This is a genomic window from Nannocystis exedens, assembly GCF_002343915.1.
GTDB classification, from domain to species: Bacteria; Myxococcota_A; Polyangia; order Nannocystales; family Nannocystaceae; genus Nannocystis; species Nannocystis exedens.
On record NZ_NETK01000001.1, the window covers coordinates 1,878,822 to 1,898,070 of the forward strand.

Consider the following 19,249-nt stretch of genomic DNA (forward strand, 5'->3'; position numbering starts at 1 on the left):
AAGGAGCGACCATGACGACCCCCGCCTCCGACGCCATCGACGAGTTCTACCGGTTCTTGTGGCCGGACCGGGCCAGCAACGCCGACCGCTTCTCCGCCCTCGACGACCTCCTCCCGACCAGCGACGACGACCCCACGCTGGCGGTGCCCCGGCGCTGGGGCGTCGGCGCCGGCCACGTCGTCCTCGACATCGGCTGCGGCAAGGGCAAGCAGGCCTGCTGGTTCGCGCGCGAGCACGGCTGCCGCGTCGTCGCCGTCGACCCGGTCGCCCGCAACCTCGAGATCGCCCGCCAGAACGCGGCCGACGAGCACCTCGAGGCGCTCGTCGACGTCCGCGCGGGCACGATGGAGGCCGTCCCGCTCGCCGACGCCGCCGTCGACCTCGTGTGGTGCCGCGACATGTTCAACCACGTCGGCGACTTCGCCGGCGCGCTGCGCGAGGCGGCCCGCGTGCTGCGCCCGAGCGGCCTCATGCTCAACTGCAGCGCGGTGGCGACCGAGCGCCTCGAGCCGCGCGAGGCCGAGGAGGTCGGGCGGGCGCTCGCCCTCAACCTCGCCACCCTCTCGCGCCCCGCGGTCGAAGCGGCGTACGCCGCCGCCGGCCTCGAGATCGTCGAGAGCGGCTCCACCTGCGACATCGACTCGCCGTTCTTCGAGGGCCTCGGCGGCAAGGAGTCCCGCGATTATCTGCGCCTCGCCGCCCTCGTGCGCGCGCCGGCGCAGTCCGCCCGCCTGTTCGGCGCCGAGGTCTGCGAACGCCTCCGCGGCTTCTATCTGTGGAACGTCTATCTGATGATCGGCAAGATCGCCTATCACGTCTGGGTGCTGAAGAAGCCCGCGGCGAGCGCCCCTGGCTGAGCGCTCGCCGCGACCCGGACGCGCGGGCTACCGCGCCACGACCGGCAGCACCAGCCGCGACGGCCGGTCCTGGCCGCGGTGGAGGCAAATCGCCTGCTCGGGCGCCGGCTCGGGGGTGAACGCATTGTCGTGATCGGCGCACGTCAGGGTGAGGCGGATCCGGCTGCCCCGCGGAAACACGCGCGACAGCGGCAGCAGATCGAACACGAGCTCGACAGGCGCGTCGGGCAGTTCGGCGATGTCCTCCGCGCGGCTGGGGTGATACGGCAGACCGAGCGCGGCGAACGGCGGCTCGGCGAGCCGGCGGTGCGAGGCCCGCAGGGCGCCCTCGGTCAAATACGACGCCTCGCCGGATGCGCTGACGAGCTCGAGGTAGGCGAAGCAATCGAAGTCGGGCCCGTCCGAGCTCACCCAGAGGTGGACGATCGGGTGGCCCGTCACCTCGAGATCTTCCACGAGCGCTTCGGTGGTGTAGGTGAGGCCCTTCTCGTCGTATGCGGTCCGTTCGTCGTAGAAGAAGGGCCCGCCGTAGGCGTTCGTCCACCGGGTCGCGCGCCCGGAGGTGGTCGACAGATCGATGCGATACCTGTCCTCGCCGTCGACCGCGGGCGCGTCCGAACGCAGCGACCCGTCGTTCACCGACCGCACCGTGCCCGACGGGCCGCCGACCAGGTAGAGCGCGGTCGGCCGCGCCTCCGGCGGCGGCCACGTCCGCGTCGAACGCCACTTCTCTCCGGCCGGCGCCCCGTAGGTGTAATAAACGACGCGCGCGTCGTCCATCACGCCGGTGTCGACGTCCATGAGCCAATAATCGTACCAGCGCGCGTGCTCCTCCGCCATGTCGAGGCCCGCGGTCCCCGTGTGCGCCCAGGGACCGATGATCAGCCGCTGCGGGTTCGGGAGGTTGGTGTACCAGAGCAACGCGTCGCGCACGAACGGGTCGTACCAGCCGGCCAGGTGATACACGGCGACCCCGGAGCGGCCGATGTCCGCCAGGCGCGCCGCCGGGTTGCGCTCGACGTAGGGCTGCTCGCCGGTCGCGTCGTCGCGGCTGTCGCGGAACGGCAACGCGGCGAACATCGCCTCCATGTCCCGGCTCCGCCCGTGCTCGGCCCGCGCCGCCGTCAGCAGGCCGCCGTCCCCGTCGCCGTCGACGGCGAACGCGCGATCGACGAGGTCGCGGCGCATGACGTCCCGCGTCCAGTGGTGGGCGAAGTCGGCGCGGAAGATGCCCCCGCCGCGGATGAACGCGTAGAGGTCGAACAGCGCCATCTCGGGGAAGATCGCCCGGAGGTGCGGCGGTTCCGTCGCCGCCGCCAGCAACTGATTGACGCCCATGTACGAGCGGCCGAACATCCCCACCTTGCCGCTGCACCACGGCTGGGCCGCGAACCATTCGGTGACGTCGTGCGCGTCCAGAGCCTCCTCGGCGTCGAGCGGGCCGCGCTGCCAGCCGAACGAGGCCCCGCTCCCGCGCACGTCGACGATCGCCACGGTGTATCCGTGCGCCGCCAACGCCTCGAGCCAGGGCATCTGGTCGAGCGAGATCTTCGCCTCCTCGATCGACTTCTCGATGGCGTCGAACGCCCCCTTGAGCCCGGGCAAGTGGTCGCACCAGGCGCGCAGCAGATCGAGCGGGGTGCTGGCGTCGTGGTAGCGATTGTGCGTCCACAGCACCGGCCTGGGCTCCGCGGCCGCGCCCTCGGCGGCTCGCGGATGGAAGAGGTACGCCGCGAGGCGCGTGCCGTCGCGGACGGTGATATAGAACGACCGCCGCACCCAATCCTTCTCGTCGGTATCCATGCTCGTACCCTCGCTACTCCCCGCGCTCGCCACCACGTCCGTCGGGACGCGGACGATCGCGCATCGGTTCGCGAGGATACCACGATTCGGGCCGACGCTCCGCCGCGAAATCGCATGAGCGACCAAGGGCGCATCACCGTGCATCGCGCAGGCCCGCTCCGCGCAATCGTGCGCGCATGCCAGCGCCGATCGGTTGGGGTCGCGCCGCCCTCGAGTGCCGCTCCGCACGCCCACGCCGATGAGCCTGGCGGCCGGAGCCTCGGCGCCGCGAGCTGCGAGCTGCACCTGAGGTCGGCAGCGCCGCCGCGCGAGCGCGCATGGGTCCGCGCGTGCCTTCGCTGCCCTCGCCGGCGAGCCGCCGAATCCGCGGACGACCCGGGCTACCAACCTGCCGCCGTCGGTCAGGCGGGAGGCCGGCGCGGCTCGAACACGGAGTGGGTCAACAGATAGGCGTCTCCGTCCTCGAAGCGGCAGGACTCGCTGGAATTCAAAAAGAACAGCTTGAACAGCGCGAGCTGACGCCGGCCCTCCTCCGCACCGAAGTGGCCCGTTAGCAGCGCCTCGGCCTCGTCCCAGCGCGCGTCGAGGCGCGAGAGCCAAGCCTCGCACGTGCGGTGATAGTGGAGACCGCTGACGATCTGGTGGTCGAGCAGGCGCAGGTCGTCCTGGAAGTACAGGAACCAGTCGGCCGACGGCGTGAAGCCGCCGGAGAACAGCGCGGTGTCGGCCGAGCCCTCGGGCAAGTAAGCGACGCTGCGGTGGGCGAGGACCTGGACGAACAGGCGACCGGCCGGCGTCAGCCAGCGCGAGATCGACCGCAGGAGCGCGGCGTGGTTGCGGATGTACTCGAACATCTCCACCGAGACGACGCGGTCGAACCGATGCGGCGCCTCCCATCGCGTGACATCCGCGAGCTCGACCGTGACGCGGTCGGCCACGCCGAGCTCGCGGGCGCGGCCGACGACCCAGCCGACCTGCTGCGACGAGTTGGTGAGGGCATGCACGCGACAGCGCGGATAACTGCGGGCGATGTGCAGCGAGAGGCCGCCCCACCCGCACCCCAGATCGAGCACCGCCTGGCCGTCCTCCAGCCCGGCGCGCGAGCACATGAGCGCCAACATGGCCTCCTCCGCGGCCTCGATCTCGCCGATCCCCTCGGGGAAGAGGCACGCGCTGTAGACCATGCGCGGCCCCAGGAAGATCCGGTAGAAGTCGCAGGGGAGGTCGTAGTGCTGATGGCTGGCCGGGTCCGTCGGGGTCGCTAGCGGGATGTCGGCCATCCGCCGCATGAGCGCCAGCTTGCTCGCTTGCTGGACCTCGGCACCGCCCGCGAGCCGGGCTCGCAGCGAATCGGCGATCGCGAGGCGAAACAGCACCCGCAGGACGGCGTCCGGGGTCCCGCGCGCCGCGATGCGCTCCAGATCAAGAGGGTGTGCGCTCATGCTCGCTTCTCCCCGTCGAGGACCATCAGCCTATCCTCATACCACGATCGCACGAAGACCCGCGCACGGCAAGCGCTCGCCGGGCCACGATCGTAGGTCGCACCATCCGCACGGCGCGATCGTGGGCGAGCCCGTTCGCTGCTGACCCGTTGCCTGCAGGATCCTCCGGCGCTCTCGCCATGGCCGCTGATATCGCGTATTCAGGCGAGGCACGATTGCGTGCATGCCCTGCGAGACGGCCCGGGACGAGACCCCGCCGTCGCCGGAGACGATGCTCTCGCATCGTCGTGCTCGTGCGCGAGCGGCTCGAACCCCGGACCCGAGACCTCCCTCAGAAGCCCCACACCGTCGGGCTGCGCGCTCCCAAACAGGGGACGACCAGACGGTGAGGGAGAGTATGCGAACCCTGGACTGGTACCCGTGGCGGGGCCGGCCTCTCCCGCCGAAATTCTGGCGGCAACTCCCTGCGTGATTCCGTTCAAGGGGTGCGCCTACGTGGCAAAGAAGGCCTGCAAGAACCTCGGGCCGGATTACACCCTCGCTGAGTCCTGTTTTGGTTCTCGCTTGTGAGGCCTCGCGCCCGCGGCCGGTGCAAGCGACCGAGTCGATCGGGATTCGGAGCCCGGGCGGCGCGGCGGCCCTTGACCACCGCGGCGTTCGCCGAGCGCGCCTGGACGTGCCCGCTGGGCGCTGCGCGGGTGCAGCGAGTGGCTGCCGCGCGGGAATCGGCCCGCGCGGCGGCGCTGCTCGTCCTCGCGGTGATGCATCGCGACACCGCCGCGCTGATCGATCTCCGTCGTGATCGTCGCCAGCTCGGCGCCCTCGGCGGGGTCGAAGGCGCGGCAGAGGGGCTGTTCAGAGTCGCGGTCGCAAACCGCGAGGGCGAGGGGCGAGGACGAGGTGCGGGGCGAGCACAAGTTCGTGGCAACGCGGCACCGTTGTTCCCTGCATTTGCGGCCTATTTTTCTTCGTCCTGAGCGGTTCGTCTGGCAACGGTTGGCAACGTTCGCGTTTTCACTGGGCGGCGCCGCTCCTCCCACCGGGCGGTGCGCGGGGCCGGCCTCGCGCACCGCGCACCGGTACTCGATGCCATGGAGTTGCCAAAGCCCCTGGAATCCGGCCTTGCCACTCCGCAATCGGGGTCGGTCGGGCTTCGACGCCCCACCGCGTCTCGGGCCGCGTCTCGCGGCGATGTACCGGACGTACGCGGCCTGCAGGTGTCCGCGCTCGGCGACCTCGGAGATGAGGCCGTGCTGGTTCCGCCGCAGTGGCGGCCGGCGCGAGCCGAGGGTCCGCCCGACGGCATCACGGCGACCAGGACGCGATCGAGCGCAGCGCACGGGGCGATGGCAACGAGCGCGCGCGGTGATATGCAGGGGCATGTCTGTTTCCCCGTCCGCGCCCGGCGCCATCGTCACCGGAGCCGCCCGCGGGATCGGGCGAGCGATCGCCCGCACCCTCCAGGCCGCCGGTCACCGCGTCGTCCTCGTCGACCTCGACCGCGAGGCCGGCGAGGACGCGCTCGCCACCCTCGCGCGCCCCGAAGCTGCGTGGTTCGTGCAGGCCGACCTGAGCCGCGAGCCCGACGTCGAGGCCGCGATCGCCGGGGCGCTCGCGCGGCTCGGTCGCCTCGACGCCCTGGTCAACAACGCCGCGATCGCCGACCCGCACGGCGGCCCGCTGGCGACCCTGCCGCTGGCCCGCTGGGAGCGGGTCCTGGCGGTCAACCTCACCGGGCCGATGCTGTGCTGCAAGCACGCCGCGCCGCACCTTCGGGCCGCGCGCGGGGCGATCGTCAACGTCGCCTCCACGCGCGCGCACCAGTCCGAGCCCGACACCGAGGCCTACGCGGCCAGCAAGGGCGGCCTGGTCGCGCTGACGCACGCGCTCGCGCGCAGCCTCGGGCCCGCGGTCCGCGTCAACTGCGTCAGCCCCGGCTGGATTGACACCCGCGACGAGCGCGGCCCCGGCCGCCCCGAGCCGCCGCCGCTGCGCCCGGTCGACCACGCGCAGCACCCGGTCGGCCGGGTCGGTCGTCCCGACGACGTCGCCGCGATGGTCGCCTTCCTGCTGTCGGACCGCGCCGGCTTCGTCACCGGCCAGGAGTTCGTGGTCGACGGCGGCATGACGCGGGCGATGATCTACGCCGAGTAGATGTCCTTCGAGACATGTCCGAAAGGGCGTGCCCGCGCGCTCGCGCTCGCGCACCCCCCAGCCTTCTCGTCGACGCCGCGCCTGGGTCGCTGCTATCGTCCTCGCCCATGCCGCGCGACGACTTCGACGGTTCGCAGGTGTTCGAGACCGAGACGATGGTCCTGTTCTGGCAGCCGCCGGCCGTGTTCGGGCAGTGGACCCCGTCGCGGTTCGTCGTCGACGGCGTGACCTACGGCTGCGCCGAGCAGTTCATGATGGCCGAGAAGGCGCGGCTGTTCGGCGACGAGGCCACGCGGGCGAAGATCCTCGCTGCCGACTCGCCGCGGACGCACAAGGCGCTCGGGCGCCAGGTCGCCGGCTTTTCCCAGGACGTGTGGGACCGCGAGTGCCTCGGCATCGTGGTCCGCGGCAACCGGGCCAAGTTCGCGCAGAACCCGGACATGCGGGCCGCGCTGCTGGCCACCGGCGGCAAGCTGCTCGTCGAGGCCAGCCCGCTCGATCGCCTCTGGGGCGTCGGCCTGCGCGCCGACGACCCGCGGATCCACGACCCGAACCAGTGGCGCGGCAAGAACCTGCTCGGCGAAGCGTTGATGCGCGTGCGCGCCGAGCTGTCCGCCCGGCTGCGCGATGACTCGCCGAGCTGACCGCGTCGAGCTGCGTCGGGAGCGCGTGCTCAGGTCTGATCGAGCACTCGATCGTGGGGATGGAGCATCAATTCGACGTTGCCTTTTCCATCGAGCACCACCACGTCCTCGCGCACTTCGCCTTCTTTCAATCGGGCGCGCAGGCGGTTCATGGTCGTATCGAAGTTCTTGCGCAGGGCAATCCGGTCCATCTCCTTCCCCCAGAGTTGCTGCTCGGAGTTCACCGGCCGAGTCGCTTGCGGCACTCTACGAGCTCGGCGTCGTAGTTGGCCTTAGCCTGCGCGTAATTGGCCTGAGCCTGCACGATCGCGTCTCGCTGCTGCTTGAGCTTGTCTAGCAGCCCGTGGTGAAAGTCGCGGCAACCACGCCGCGAGGAACCTCGCGAGCAGCGGAGCGGCGCGCGGTATCGCGCTCTGCGATGAAAGCTGATAAAGTGGCTTTGCCATGGCCATGGGGCACGACAACGGGGAGCAGCCGACGCTGTTCATCACGTATGACAAGTTGCAGGGGCTCGGGCACCCGTTCTACGAGGCGCTCGACAAGCTGCTCCGGAAGCACGGCTTCGACCGTTTCGCGGAGAAGCAGTGCGAGCCGTTCTACGCCGAGGTGATGGGACGACCGGGCCTCGCGCCGGGGGTGTACTTCCGCTGCTTGCTGATCGGCTACTTCGAGGGGATCGGCAGCGAGCGGGGCATCGCCTGGCGGGTCGCCGACTCGCTGAGTCTGCGGCGGTTTTTGGGGCTCGGCCTGGAGAAGCAGCCGCCGGATCACTCGACGATCTCGCGGACGCGGCGTCGGCTGAGCACCGACGTGCACGAGCGGGTGTTCACGCGGGTGCTGGAGCTGGTCGCCGAGCATGGCCTGTTGCGCGGCAAGACGCTCGGGATCGACGCAACGACACTTGAGGCGAACGCGGCGCTGCGATCGATCGTGCGCCGCGACGACGGACGCGCGTACAAGGAGTACTTGACCGACCTGGCGAAGGCCGAGGGGATCGAGGAACCGACGCGCGAGGACCTGGCGCGGCTGGACCGCAAGCGGCCGAAGAAGGGCTCGAACGACGAGTGGGTACACCCGCACGATCCCGAGGCGCAGATCATGAAGATGAAGGACGGCAGCACCCACCTCGCGCACAAGCACGAGCAGGCGGTCGACCTCGAGACCGGCGCCATCGTCGGCGTGACGGTGCACGGCGGCGCTGCGGGCGACACGAAGACCATCGAGAAGACGCTGGAGGTCGCCGACGCCAATCTCGCGGAGGTGCGCCAAGAGGGCTCGGAGAAGGCCAGGGAGCAGATCGCCGAGCGCGTCGAGGAGGTCGTCGCCGACAAGGGCTACCACAGCAACGACGTGCTCACGAGCCTCGAGGAGGTCGACGTACGCAGCTACATCCCGGAGCCCGCGCGTGGTCGCCGGCGGTGGAAGGACAAGCAGGCCGAGCGTGAGGCGGTGCACCGGAACCGCCGCCGCGTGAAGCGAGGCAAGAGCAAGGAACTGCAGAAGAAGCGCAGCGAGCTGGTCGAACGGCCCTTCGCGCACATGCTCGACTCCGGCGGAATGCGCAGGGTCCACGTCCGCGGTCACGACAATATCCTCAAGCGGCTGGTCATCCACGCCGCCGGATTCAACCTGAGCTTGATCATGCGAAAGGTCCACGGAATCGGGAAACCGAGGGCCCTCCAGGGCCTTCGGGCCGCGCTTTCTGCCGTGCTCGTGGCTGTCCTCACGCTTCTGCGGTGGCTCGGAGCGCTTCTTGACCGCCATTCGCGGCACTCCCTACCGGGAGCTCGACTTCCAGAGCACGTCGCTCACTCGAGATACGCATGAGCGATTTCGTCTCACCGACTTCTACCTCGGGCTGCTAGTTCTTGCTTCAGGTCGGCCAGCGTCGCCATCAGGCGACGCATTTCGGCTTCACGTTCCTCGTCGCGTGCCGCACACTCCTGGGCCGCGGCGAGCTCGGCGGCCTGCAACCTCCGGGCCTCATCCTGCATCTTTCGAGCCTCAAGGACGAGCCTCTCGTCCTGTCCAGTAGACTTGCAAGCCGCGTAGGTGAAGAAATTGAATACAACGAGGAGAGCGATCAGAAGGCCGCTGGGTGTATTCCGAATCATCTTCCCCTGTGTACCACAAGCGGCCGCGACCGCCCGGAATTTTCGAGACGAAGACAGTCGGCCATGTTGCGACGCGGGTTGGGCGCGCTCCGGTTGCAAAGGGGCACCGGCGGTTGAAGCCGCTGTCAGACAACTGCGGCGGCGCCGAACGAGACAGGTCGCTGCGCGGCGCCCCGCTCGCATGCGACTTTCCTCGAGGCTCACAAGGAAGTCGGCGAGGTGCCGGCGCACCAGTACCGCGGCGTCGCAATCCTGGGTCTGCGTAGGACGTGGGCGCCGTCTCGCGCCCGCGGCATGGCGGGCGTCTCTGCACCCGTGCGGCGTAACCGTGCGGCGAACCGCGTCGTCAAGGCGCTGCCGAGTGCCTCGGAGGTTCGAGGATGGACGACGACGAGAACTTGGACGAACGCGGGGCGCTGATCGTGGGGTCGGAAATGCCGCGGCGCGGCAGGTTCACGCTGCTCGTCTCGAGTTCGTTTGGGCTTGATGTCACCGAGATGGGCGATACGGTGCGGCTCGACTTCAGGCCGCGGAACGGCGTGCAACAGCAAGAGGCTCTTCGCCAGCCACTCGAACACCGATCACCCCGGCGTCAAGTCGAGCCGCCCGAGCGTGAAGAAGAACGGCGCCGGCGGCGGCGGCAGCTTGCCGCGCCCCAGGTTGCGCAGCGCCAGGCGGGCCCAGTTGCGGCGGCTGTCGACCCCGGAGAAGAACACGCACGCCGCGACCCCGCGCCGCGTCGGCCGGTCGAGCGCCACCAGCGACGGCCCGAACGGCCCGTGGCGGTACCACTCCGGCGCCGCCGCGTCGCAGCGGATCAGCGGCGACGCGGCGATCTGCCAGTTCGCGCGCGCCCCGAATTCTTCGCCGCCGGCGGCCAGCCACATTCCCTGCTCGGGGAACGGGCTACGGCCATACAGGTTCGTGCTGCGGCACAGCAGCATCGTGTACGCCCCTGCCGCGCCCGGCGGCGACGCCGTGACCGCCGCGTCGTAGTAGCCCTCCTCCTCGTCGAACACCACCACCGGCGCCGACCAGCCCGTCACGCCGTCGTCGCTCTCCACGTATTCGATGCGGTAGCGCACCGGCGCCCGCTTGCCCGCCTCCTGCGGCGTCGTCGTGTACCAGACGCGCCACTTGCCGTTCAGATACGCCGCCTTGGGCTCGAGCACGTTGGGGCTCGTCGGCGACCCGCGGAGGATCGGCGTCGGATGACGCGCCCACGTCCCGTCGCGGCGCGTCATCACCCCGATGCCATACGGCGCGACGTTGTCGACCACGCGATACGACCCGCGACCCGCATAATAAATGCGCTCGACCTCCGCGTCGCCGACCCGGCCGCGCACGTAGCTCGGCGTGTGCAGCCCGTGGTGGTCCCACTCGTCGCGGCGCGGCTGCGGCACCAGCGGCTGCGCGCGGCCGGGCCGCCCCGGCGCCGTCACGAACGACCACGCCGGCGAGTCCAGCTCGTCCCCCTCCGGCAGCTGCAGCGCGTACAGGTTGTTGCGGAGGTCGAGCTGGAACCCGCCGACGAACATGGTCCAGCGGCCGTCGACGCGGGCCACGCAGGGGTCGCCGTAGCCGAGCAGGTTCCGCGCCGGCGTGCCGTCGAGCATGCTGTACAGCAGCGTCGGCGGCCCGCACGGGCGCAGGTGGGCCACGCGAGGGCGAGGATCGGTGGACGACGTCACGCCCGCCACGGTAGCATCGCGACGCCCGGGCCCGGCATCGCCCTCACGCGTCCTCGTCCTCGTCCTCGTCGTCGAGATCCTCGACCACGCCGCGCAGCCCCGCCGCCGCGAACGCCCGCCGGGACGCCGCGCCCGAGCGGTTGCCGGTGACGATGAGCCGCTGCAGCCTTCGCGCCTCCGGGCACCCCGCCAGGGCGACGAGCGCCGCCTCGCCGAGGTCGTTCTGCGACAGATCGAGGCGGCGCAGCGCCGGCGCGCGGCGCAGCAGCTCGACCAGCCCTGCCCCTGGATCCTTCCAGCTCGCCAGCGCGTGCGCCAGGTTCAGCTCGTACAGACCGGCGATGAACGGCGCCGCCAGCAGCAACGCCGGGCTCTCCAGCCACACCATCGGCCCGGGCGAATAGGGGTTGTCGTCGGAGAAGAACGCCACGTCGAGGCTGCGGATCGCGCTCAGCTCTTTCGCCTGGAACACCCGCTCCTGCTCGGTGCGCGCGTCGGCTTCGACGTCGTCGTATTCGTCGCCGAGGATGTCGTGCGCGTCGCCCTCGCGCTGCGTCAGCGGCCGGAACTCGTCGAAATGCCTCATCGCCCAGCGGTCGCTGAGCAGCAGCGCGTTCGCCAGCGCCGCCTCCGGCAAGCTCCCGCGCGCCGCCAGGCGATACGTCCAGCGCAACGGCAGGAGTCGCGGCACCTCCTCGGGCCAGCGCGCCAGCTCGGGCGCCAGCGCCTCCACCCACCCCGCGAGGTCCTCGCCGGCCGCCCGCCGGGCCTCCAGCGCCTCCGTCAGCTCGTCCCACGCGGCCTCGCTCGGCACCCCACGGACCAGCTCGAATTCGCGCTCCATCCCCGAAGGCATGCAGCAGGCTGCCAGCCGCCGCCCACGCCGTCAACGGGCTCGTTCGCCGAGCCACTGCGCGCGCACGCGAGCACGGCATGGAGCGGCTCGACGACACCGCGCCGCCGTCAGGCGCATGCGCCGATGAATCACCGCACCGCGACGCTCGACGACACCGGGCATGCGCCGATGAATCACTGCACCGCGGCGCTCGACGACACCGCGCCGTGGCAGGCGCACGCGGCGACGAATCAACGCACCGCCGCGCACCCCTCACAATCGCGGGTCGACCGGCTCGCTCTCGAGCGCCAGCACCGCGAACACGCACTCGTGCACCCGGCGCAGCGGCTCGCGGCGGACGAACCGCTCGAGCGCCTCGATCCCGAGCGCGAACTCGCGGATCGCCAGCGAGCGCTTGCTCCCGAGCCCGCGCTCGCGCAGCCGCCCCAGGTGCTCCGGCGCCGTGTATTCCGGCCCGTAGATGATGCGCAGGTACTCCGGCCCGCGGCACTTGATCGCCGGCTGCATCAGCCCCTTGGGCCCCTTGGCCACGAATTCGAACGGCTTGACCACCATCCCCTCGCCGCCCGCCGCCGTCAGCGCCTCCCACCACGCGATCACCCCCGCGCAGCTCTCCTCGTCCTCCGTGTCGACCACGCGGTACGGCGTCGCCAGCAGCGTCTCCGGGGCCGGCGCGCACAGCCGGGCCAGCGTCTCCAGGTGCCACACGTGGTCGCGGTCGACGTGGACCCCGCCCTCGCTGGCGAGCAGGTGGAACGGCGCGATCTTGTAGTCTCCTGGGCCCTCCACCGGCCAGCAGTAGCGGCGATAGGCCTGCCTGTACTTGCGGACATCTTCGAGCCGCCGCTCGTGCGCCGCCAGCAGCGACGCCACCTCGACCCCGCGCTCCGCCGCCGCTCGCAGCGCCGCCACGCTGGCCTGGAGCCCCGCCTCGCCCGCCGCCCCGGTCGGCGCGTACTGCTCGCGCAGCAGCGCCTGCGCCTTGGCCGACCACGGCAAGATCTCGCAGTCGAGGCACAGCCAGTCGGTGTCGAGCTCGCCCCACAGATCGATCGCCGTCGCGCTGTCCGCCACGCGCTCGAGCAGCCCCGCCTCGACCGCCGCGTCGGTGAAGAACGGCCGCCCCGTGCGGCTGTAGATCACCCCGCGCGCCGCGGATTTGGCCCCGAAGCGCCGCTCCAGCGCCCCCGGCGAGCGGCCGACGATCACCACCGCGCGCGAGCCCATGTGCTTCTGCTCGCACACCACCGCCCCGACCCCCGCCTCGCGGTAGTACGCCAGCGCCTCGGCCGGGTGCTCGAGCAATCCTTCGCGCTGCGACGTCTCGCTCGGCGACATCGTCGGCGGCAGGTAGATCAGCCAGCGCGGGTCGACCGCGAACCGGCTCATCACCTCGAGCGCCGCCGCGCCGTGCTCCGCCGAGATCGTCAGGCTCGGCCGCAGCCGCGTCGACAGGTTGCGCTTGCCGAGCAGGTCGGCGAGGTCGAGCAATTCGTCGTGCTCCTGCTGGGCCGAGCGCTCCGGCGGCGGCTTCAGCGGCTTTATCGACTCGCAGTACACCCGCCGCGCCGGCTCCGACGCCAATTCCAATTCGGGGTACCGCAGGGCCGTCAGCGCTCCGCCGTAGACGCAGCCGGTGTCGACGCAGATCGTGCGATTGAGCCACTCGGCGGTCGGCACCGGCGTATGGCCGTAGACCACGATCGCCCGCCCGCGGTACTCGCGGGCCCAGTCGTGGCGGACCGGCAGCCCGAATTCGTCGGTCTCGCCGGTCGTCTCGCCGAACAGCGCGAATTGCCGGACCGCCCCCGACGCCCGCCCCTGCAGCGACTCCTTGAGCCCCGCGTGCGCCACCACCAGCCGCTCGCCGTCGAGCGTGTAGTGACTGACGAGCGAGTCGATGAAGCGCTCGACGCGGCGCCCGAACGCCGGCGGCGCCGCGGCCAGCTGCGCCGCCGTCTCCGCGAACCCGTGGGTCGGCTTCACGTCGGAGCCGCGCAGGTATCGCAGCAGCTTCATCTCGTGATTGCCGGGCACGCACAATGCCGCCCCCGCCGCCACCATGTCCATCACCAGCTGCAGCACCTCGACGATCTTCGGCCCGCGGTCGACCAGGTCGCCGAGGAAGATCGCCCGCCGGCCCTGCGGGTGCGAGACCCGGAACGCCTCGCCCTCGCGCGCGACCGCGTAGCCCAGCCGGCCGAGCAGCGCCAGCAGCTCGTCGAAGCAGCCGTGGACGTCGCCGATGATGTCGAACGGCCCGCGGTCCTCGCGGCGGTCGCTCCACAGCCGCGCCCGCTCGATCGTCGCCGCCTCGATCTCCTCGCCGCGCAGCACGTACACGTAGCGGAAGCCCTCGCGCTTCAGCTCGCGCAGCGACTGGCGCAAGAGGCTGCACTGCTGGCGGACCACCGCCGCCCCGAGCGAGCGGTCGCTGCGCTGCTGCGACCGCTCGAGGCAGACCTTCGTCGGCACGTCGAGCACGATCGCCACCGGCATCGCGTGCTTCTCGCGCGCCAGCGCCAGCACCGCCTTGCGCGCCTCGGTCTGCACGTTCGTCGCGTCGATCACCGTCAGCAGGCGGCGGTCGAGCCGCTTGCGGGCGATCGTGAACAGCAGGTCGAACGCGTCGCCGGTCGCCTGTTGATTGTTCTCGTCGTCCGACACCAGCCCGCGGCAGAAGTCGGACGACAGCACCTCGGTCGGCTTGAAGTGCCGGCGCGCGAACGTGGTCTTGCCCGAGCCGCTGGCGCCGACCATCGCCACCACGGCGAGCTCGGGGATCACGAGCTGCGTCATCGGCGGAACACTCCCATCTGCGTCGGCGCGCCCAGCTCCGCGTCGACGGGCCCGATCGGCCGCAGCTCGACCGCGTAGCCGTGGCGCTCGCCGACCTCGCGGGCCCACGCCGCGAACTCCGCCCGCGTCCACTCGAAGCGGTGGTCGGCGTGGCGGAACGCCCCCGCCGCCAGCCCGGCGAACTTCGCGTTGTACTCGGCGTTCGGCGTCGTGATCACCACCATCCGCGGCCGCGCCCCGGCGAACAGCGCCCGCTCGAAGCTCGGAAGCCGCGACGGCTCGACGTGCTCGATCACCTCGACCGCCGCCGCCGCGTCGAACCCGTCGAGCCGCGCGTCGCGGTACACCAGCGAGCCGTGCAGCAGCGTCACCCGATCACGTGTCTTTTCGGACATGTCCTCGAGGTGCAGCCGCTGCGCCGCCCGCTCCAGCACCGTGTGCGCCACGTCGACCCCGACCAGCCGCGTGAACTGCCGCAGCTCGAGCAGCCGGGCCAGCAGCTTGCCGCTGCCGCACCCGAGGTCGAGCACCTGCCCCGCGCCGCTGTCGACCAGCACCTCGGTGACCGCCCGCAGCCGCTCCTCGTCGAGCGACAGCGGCCGCTCGAGCGCCTCCTCCCCGCGGTCGCGGCTGGCCAGCGCCGCCTCCTCGGCGGCCGCGTCGGCCTCGCCCTCGGCCAGCCGCGCCAGCGCCCGGCGGGTCAGGCTGGCGCGGTGCTTGAGGTAGCGGCGAGCAATCGCCTCGCGCTCGGGGTGGCCCGCGAGCCAGCCCTCGCCGAAGCGCAGCAGCTTGTCGACCTCGTCGTCGCCGATGTAGTAGTGCTTGTCGTCGTCGAGCACCGGGATCAGCACGTACAGGTGCGCCAGCAGCTCGCGCAGCGGCGCCGTGCGGCGCAGCTCGACCGCGAAGTACGGCGTCCGCCCCCACGCCGCGTCCTCGCCCGCGCTCACCAGCGGCTCGGCCCGCACCGCGTAGCCGAGCGGCTCGAACAGCGCCCGCAACAGCCCCTCGCCGCCGCGGCACGGCAGCACCGGCAGCGCGGCCTGAAGCGCCAGCGGCTTGTCGACCAGCTCCGGCCGCGCCTTCGACTGCCCGGTCAGCGCGCTGCGCAGCACCTGGGCGATCGCCACGCTCATGAACGACGAGGCCGCGTACGGCCGGTCGTTGACGTACTGCCCGAGCAGCCCCTCGGCCTGCTCCGACCCGCCTCGCACCAGCCGCACCGGATCGACGTCGAGCAGCAACGCCGCCGTGCAGGCCGCCTCGCTGACCTCGGGGTAGAACACGTGCGCCCGCCCGAAGCTGACCTCGAAGCTCTGCACCCGCGCCGGATGCTTGTGCAGCAGCCACCCGAGCTCGTCCGCCGGCGCCTGGGTGTTGCGGATCGTCAGCAGCACCCTGCCAGGATACCAGAGACGCCGACGCTCCCCGGGATGGGCGACCGCGCGCTGCAGCACCCGCCGGCCAACCGCAGCCCTCGACCGTGCCGCGCTCGCATCGACCGCCGGCGTCGCTGCGAGCGTCTGGAGTCAGCGGCGACGGCCGACGCGATCTCCGTGCAATCTTCGCCGCCGACCCTCACCGACCGCGCTGCGATCTCGGGCTCTCGGCACGCTCCGCCCCGCCAGCACCCCGCGAAACCGGCCAATACGCCGGCCCCGTCACCCATCATCCGAATCATAACACGACTCGCCCCGGGGACCAGCCCCATCCATCGCCTCGACCGCCGCGACGCGTGGAGGATCCGCACCTGTCCTGCCCTCGCCCCCGCTCGCACGGACCGGCCGCGGTGTCATGTTTCGCCCATGACTCGACCGCTCGCGCCGCCGGAGTCCGATCTCGTCGCCGAGGAGCAACGCGTGCTCCGCTGTCTCGCCGCCGCGCTGCCGGAGGCCCGCTACTTCGGCCGCCTGCGCGTGCGCACCGCGGCGGGCGAGCGCGACGTCCTGGTCGCCGATCGGGCGTGGGTCGGCGACGAGCTCGCCGTGGTCGACTGGCGCACCGCCCCGCTCGCCGAGGTCTTCTTCACCTGCGACGTCGGCGACGACTACGAGCTCGAGCGCGACGATCGCCTGCTGCGCGGCGTCGTCGTGCGCCGCCACCTCGTCCACCTCCGCGCCGGCGAGCTCGTCGGCATCGACCTCGCCGACCGCCGCCTCCGCCGCGACGCCGGCGCCGGCTGGCACGCCGACGACCGGCCCGGCCCGCGCGTCGCCCCGCGCCCGCCCGCGCACCGCACCCGCCCGCTGTCGCCCGCGCGCGTCGAGCTCGACCCCAACCAGCGGGCCGCCGTCGAGCTCGCCGTCGAGCGCTCCCTGCTCGTGCTCGGCGAGGCCGGCTTCGGCAAGACCACCGTCGCCCTGCACCGCCTCGCCTTCCTCGCCCGCGCCGCCCACGAGGCCCGCCGGCCGTTCCGCGCCCTCATGCTCGTGCCGACCCCCGGCCTGCAGCGCCTGGCCGTCCGCATGCTCGCCGAGCTGGAGGTCCCGCGCGTCCAGGTCGACACCTTCGAGCGGTGGGTCACCGCCCAGGCCCGGCGCCTGTTCCCCCACCTGCCGCGCCGCCTCAGCGAGCACGCGGGCCCCGGGGTCCGCACATTCAAGCGCCACCCCGCATTGCGCGACATCCTCCCGCGGATCGTCGCCGGCACCGCCGCCATGCGCGAGGTCGAGGCCGGCTACCGCGAGCACGCCACCAGTTTGCGCGACCTCCTGCTGCACCTGTACGGCGACCGCGAATTGCTGGCCGAGGCGGCAGCCGCCGCCCCCGACGAGCTCGGCCCCGCGGTCCTGCGCGACGTCCTCGCCCACACCAAGATCCAGTTCAGCGCCACCACCGAGCGGGCCATGGCCCACGTCGCCGCCGATCGCCTGCAGACCCTCGACGGCCGCCCGATCGACGCCGGCACCCCGCTCGCCGACGCCGACACCATCGACGTCGAGGACTTCGCGGTCCTGTTCGCCCTCCACCACCGCATCACCGGCAGCGACCGCACTGCGCACGGCGCCCTCTCGCATTATCAACACATCCTCCTCGACGAGGCGCAGGAGCTGGCGCCGATCGAGCTCGAGCTGCTGGCCCGCGCGGTCGCGCCCGACGGCACCGTCACGGTCGCCGGCGACGAGCGGCAGCAGGTCGACGCCTCGACCGCGTTCGCCGGCTGGCCCGCCGTGCTCGCCGAGCTCGGCCGCAGCGAGGCCACCACCGCCGCGCTGACCGTCAGCTATCGCTGCCCGCCCGCCATCGAAGACGTCGCCCGCGCCGTCCTCGACCCGACCCGGCGGCCGCGAGACATCGCCCACCGCGACCACGTGCTCGTCACTCGCCACGACAGCCCCTGCCACCTCGCCGCCGCCCTGATCGACGCGCTCCTGGCCCTCACGCGCGACGACCCGCACGTCCACGTCGCCGTCGTCTGCCGCCACGTCGAGACCGCGGTCTCCCTCCACGCCACCCTCGCCCGCGCCCTCCCGGCCCGCCTGGTCGTCGAGGACGGCGAGTTCCGCTTCGCCCCCGGCGTCGAGGTCACCACCGTCGCCGACGTCAAGGGCCTCGAGTTCGACGTCGTCATCCTCCCCGACCTCGACGCCGCCACCTACCCCGACCGCCCCGACGCCCGCCGCGCCCTCTACGTCGCCGCCACCCGCCCCCTCCACCGCCTGTGGCTGGCCAGCGCCGGCCCGCCGTCGCCGCTGCTCCCGGCCTGGCTCCAGGGCCATGTCCGCGAGGACATCCCCGCCGCGTCCCTCCAGCCGCCCGAGCGACGGGCCTCGTGAGACCTGTCCCCCGAGACATCCGTTTTCAGCACTCCGCGGACGCTCATGCGCGGGGCGAGCCGCCCTGGAGACCCGGGAAACTTCAGGGAAGCTCGATGGTTACGGAGTCGGTAGCCATCAAGAAGGCTTCGTCGGAGCCGCCGACTGCGAAATCGAAATCGGTCCCCACAAAAAGGATGGTGCCGGTCGCCACGGCGGGACGCTGGCGGCTCCGGGAGCACTCGATGACGAGCTCTCCATCTGGCGTCATCTCTTTTGAGCACGACTTCGTATCTTGCGAGATCGGGCCGGTCGCTGTCCAGGTCAGATCAATTTCGAACGTGACCTGGCGAATCCCTTGGGTATCGAAGAATGTGACCGTCTCTTCCAACTCGGCCGATCGAAGGTCCTTGATGCGCAGCTCGGGATCGTCCGAGGAGAAGTCGCCGGACATCGTTACAACGTCGTTGCAGACGTCTACCTGGGTGACGAGCCCGTCGAGGCGGCGGGTGCGAATCCAGGGACCCGGCACCGTTTTTTCCTTCAGGGTCCTCGCGATCACCAGCACAAAAGTCTCCAGGCATCCCTGCACAGACTGGAACGTGGCCACCGCCTCACGCTCCTGGGAAAGCGTGGTGGTCGGCGCGCTGCGAACCTCGCCCTTCGTGACGAAGACGTCCGCCCGGAGCATTTCATCATCGACGAAGGGGGCCAGGTACTCGACCGTGAGGGCGTCGAACCGCTCCGCGTGGCCGCCGGCACTGTCGTCGATAGACATGAAATCGGGCTTCGGCGGGCCATTCCGCGCGGCATCCGCGAGCGAGGGTCCGACGGCCGCCGACACGACCCAGATGGCGAGCCCTCCTGCGAGAGCCGAGCGGCGTGAACCGAGGATCTTCGACGAGTATCTCATTGGCCTCTCCTCTCCCGGGACCCGAAACACGAGCATGACCTCCGTCGAGGTTGACTTGATCATGGCCGGGATCGGCGCCGCAGCAATACGCCCGAGCGAGCCGGCTCACAGCAGGTGTCGGGCGCCTTGATCCCGGGTCACTGGATCCTGGCAGGGCGCGGTGGCGCGCTCGACGTTCGGTGCCCAGGAAAGGCTCGACTCGCGTGAGACCTGCTGTCATT

15 protein-coding genes are annotated in these 19,249 nt (G+C 71.5%); 6 read left to right on the forward strand and 9 right to left on the reverse strand.

The window, feature by feature from the left end:
• Positions 1 to 11 precede the first annotated feature (11 nt).
• Positions 12 to 857, forward strand: coding sequence for a class I SAM-dependent methyltransferase (locus NAEX_RS07380; RefSeq protein WP_096326809.1), 846 nt, complete (start codon positions 12 to 14; stop codon positions 855 to 857).
• Positions 858 to 884: 27 nt separating this feature from the next.
• On the opposite strand, the gene NAEX_RS07385 is transcribed toward NAEX_RS07380, so the two are convergent.
• Both NAEX_RS07385 and NAEX_RS07390 read right to left on the reverse strand, forming a co-directional pair.
• On the reverse strand, positions 885 to 2,660 hold the full coding sequence (locus NAEX_RS07385; protein WP_170135533.1) for a CocE/NonD family hydrolase: 1,776 nt from the start codon (positions 2,658 to 2,660) through the stop codon (positions 885 to 887).
• 401 nt (positions 2,661 to 3,061) lie between these two features.
• A complete protein-coding gene (locus NAEX_RS07390) occupies positions 3,062 to 4,102 on the reverse strand; it encodes an SAM-dependent methyltransferase (protein WP_096326811.1) in 1,041 nt (346 codons plus the stop codon).
• 641 nt (positions 4,103 to 4,743) lie between these two features.
• Here NAEX_RS07390 and NAEX_RS47450 point away from each other — a divergent pair.
• The 3 genes from NAEX_RS47450 to NAEX_RS07400 all read left to right on the forward strand — a co-directional run bounded on the left by NAEX_RS47450 (position 4,744) and on the right by NAEX_RS07400 (position 6,900).
• Positions 4,744 to 5,079, forward strand: coding sequence for a hypothetical protein (locus NAEX_RS47450; protein ID WP_143141418.1), 336 nt, complete (start codon positions 4,744 to 4,746; stop codon positions 5,077 to 5,079).
• A gap of 403 nt (positions 5,080 to 5,482) precedes the next feature.
• Entirely contained in the window at positions 5,483 to 6,256 is a 774-nt protein-coding gene (locus tag NAEX_RS07395; RefSeq protein WP_096326812.1) for an SDR family oxidoreductase, read from the forward strand.
• A 107-nt stretch (positions 6,257 to 6,363) separates the two neighbouring features.
• Complete coding sequence (locus NAEX_RS07400; RefSeq protein WP_245913640.1) at positions 6,364 to 6,900, forward strand: NADAR family protein; 537 nt, start codon at positions 6,364 to 6,366, stop codon at positions 6,898 to 6,900.
• A gap of 29 nt (positions 6,901 to 6,929) precedes the next feature.
• On the opposite strand, the gene NAEX_RS07405 is transcribed toward NAEX_RS07400, so the two are convergent.
• The gene (locus NAEX_RS07405) at positions 6,930 to 7,124 is read right to left on the reverse strand and encodes a hypothetical protein (protein ID WP_096326813.1); all 195 of its coding nucleotides are present in this window, start codon (positions 7,122 to 7,124) and stop codon (positions 6,930 to 6,932) included.
• Positions 7,125 to 7,344: 220 nt separating this feature from the next.
• On the opposite strand from NAEX_RS07405, the gene NAEX_RS07410 reads away from it, so the two are divergent.
• A complete protein-coding gene (locus tag NAEX_RS07410; protein ID WP_096325674.1) occupies positions 7,345 to 8,727 on the forward strand; it encodes a transposase in 1,383 nt (460 codons plus the stop codon).
• An 11-nt stretch (positions 8,728 to 8,738) separates the two neighbouring features.
• Here the strand turns inward: NAEX_RS07410 and NAEX_RS07415 are convergent, their stop codons facing one another.
• The 5 genes from NAEX_RS07415 to NAEX_RS07435 all read right to left on the reverse strand — a co-directional run bounded on the left by NAEX_RS07415 (position 8,739) and on the right by NAEX_RS07435 (position 15,757).
• Positions 8,739 to 9,014: a hypothetical protein gene (locus NAEX_RS07415; RefSeq protein ID WP_096326814.1), complete on the reverse strand. Its 276-nt coding sequence runs from the start codon at positions 9,012 to 9,014 to the stop codon at positions 8,739 to 8,741.
• 581 nt (positions 9,015 to 9,595) lie between these two features.
• Complete coding sequence (locus tag NAEX_RS07420; protein WP_143140859.1) at positions 9,596 to 10,705, reverse strand: hypothetical protein; 1,110 nt, start codon at positions 10,703 to 10,705, stop codon at positions 9,596 to 9,598.
• A gap of 43 nt (positions 10,706 to 10,748) precedes the next feature.
• Positions 10,749 to 11,549, reverse strand: a complete 801-nt coding sequence (locus tag NAEX_RS07425; RefSeq protein ID WP_096326816.1) for a leucine-rich repeat domain-containing protein — start codon at positions 11,547 to 11,549, stop codon at positions 10,749 to 10,751.
• Between the two features lie 264 nt (positions 11,550 to 11,813).
• Positions 11,814 to 14,360 carry a polynucleotide kinase-phosphatase gene (locus tag NAEX_RS07430; protein ID WP_096326817.1) on the reverse strand — a complete coding sequence of 849 codons (2,547 nt, stop codon included), beginning with the start codon at positions 14,358 to 14,360 and terminating at the stop codon, positions 11,814 to 11,816.
• On the reverse strand, positions 14,357 to 15,757 hold the full coding sequence (locus tag NAEX_RS07435; RefSeq protein WP_096326818.1) for a 3' terminal RNA ribose 2'-O-methyltransferase Hen1: 1,401 nt from the start codon (positions 15,755 to 15,757) through the stop codon (positions 14,357 to 14,359). Before NAEX_RS07435 ends, NAEX_RS07430 begins: the two co-directional genes overlap by 4 nt.
• 408 nt (positions 15,758 to 16,165) lie before the next feature.
• Between NAEX_RS07435 and NAEX_RS07440 the strand changes: the two genes are divergently transcribed.
• On the forward strand, positions 16,166 to 18,136 hold the full coding sequence (locus NAEX_RS07440; protein ID WP_100793193.1) for an ATP-binding domain-containing protein: 1,971 nt from the start codon (positions 16,166 to 16,168) through the stop codon (positions 18,134 to 18,136).
• A gap of 82 nt (positions 18,137 to 18,218) precedes the next feature.
• On the opposite strand, the gene NAEX_RS07450 is transcribed toward NAEX_RS07440, so the two are convergent.
• Complete coding sequence (locus NAEX_RS07450) at positions 18,219 to 19,028, reverse strand: hypothetical protein (RefSeq protein ID WP_143140860.1); 810 nt, start codon at positions 19,026 to 19,028, stop codon at positions 18,219 to 18,221.
• Between the last annotated feature and the right edge of the window lie 221 nt (positions 19,029 to 19,249).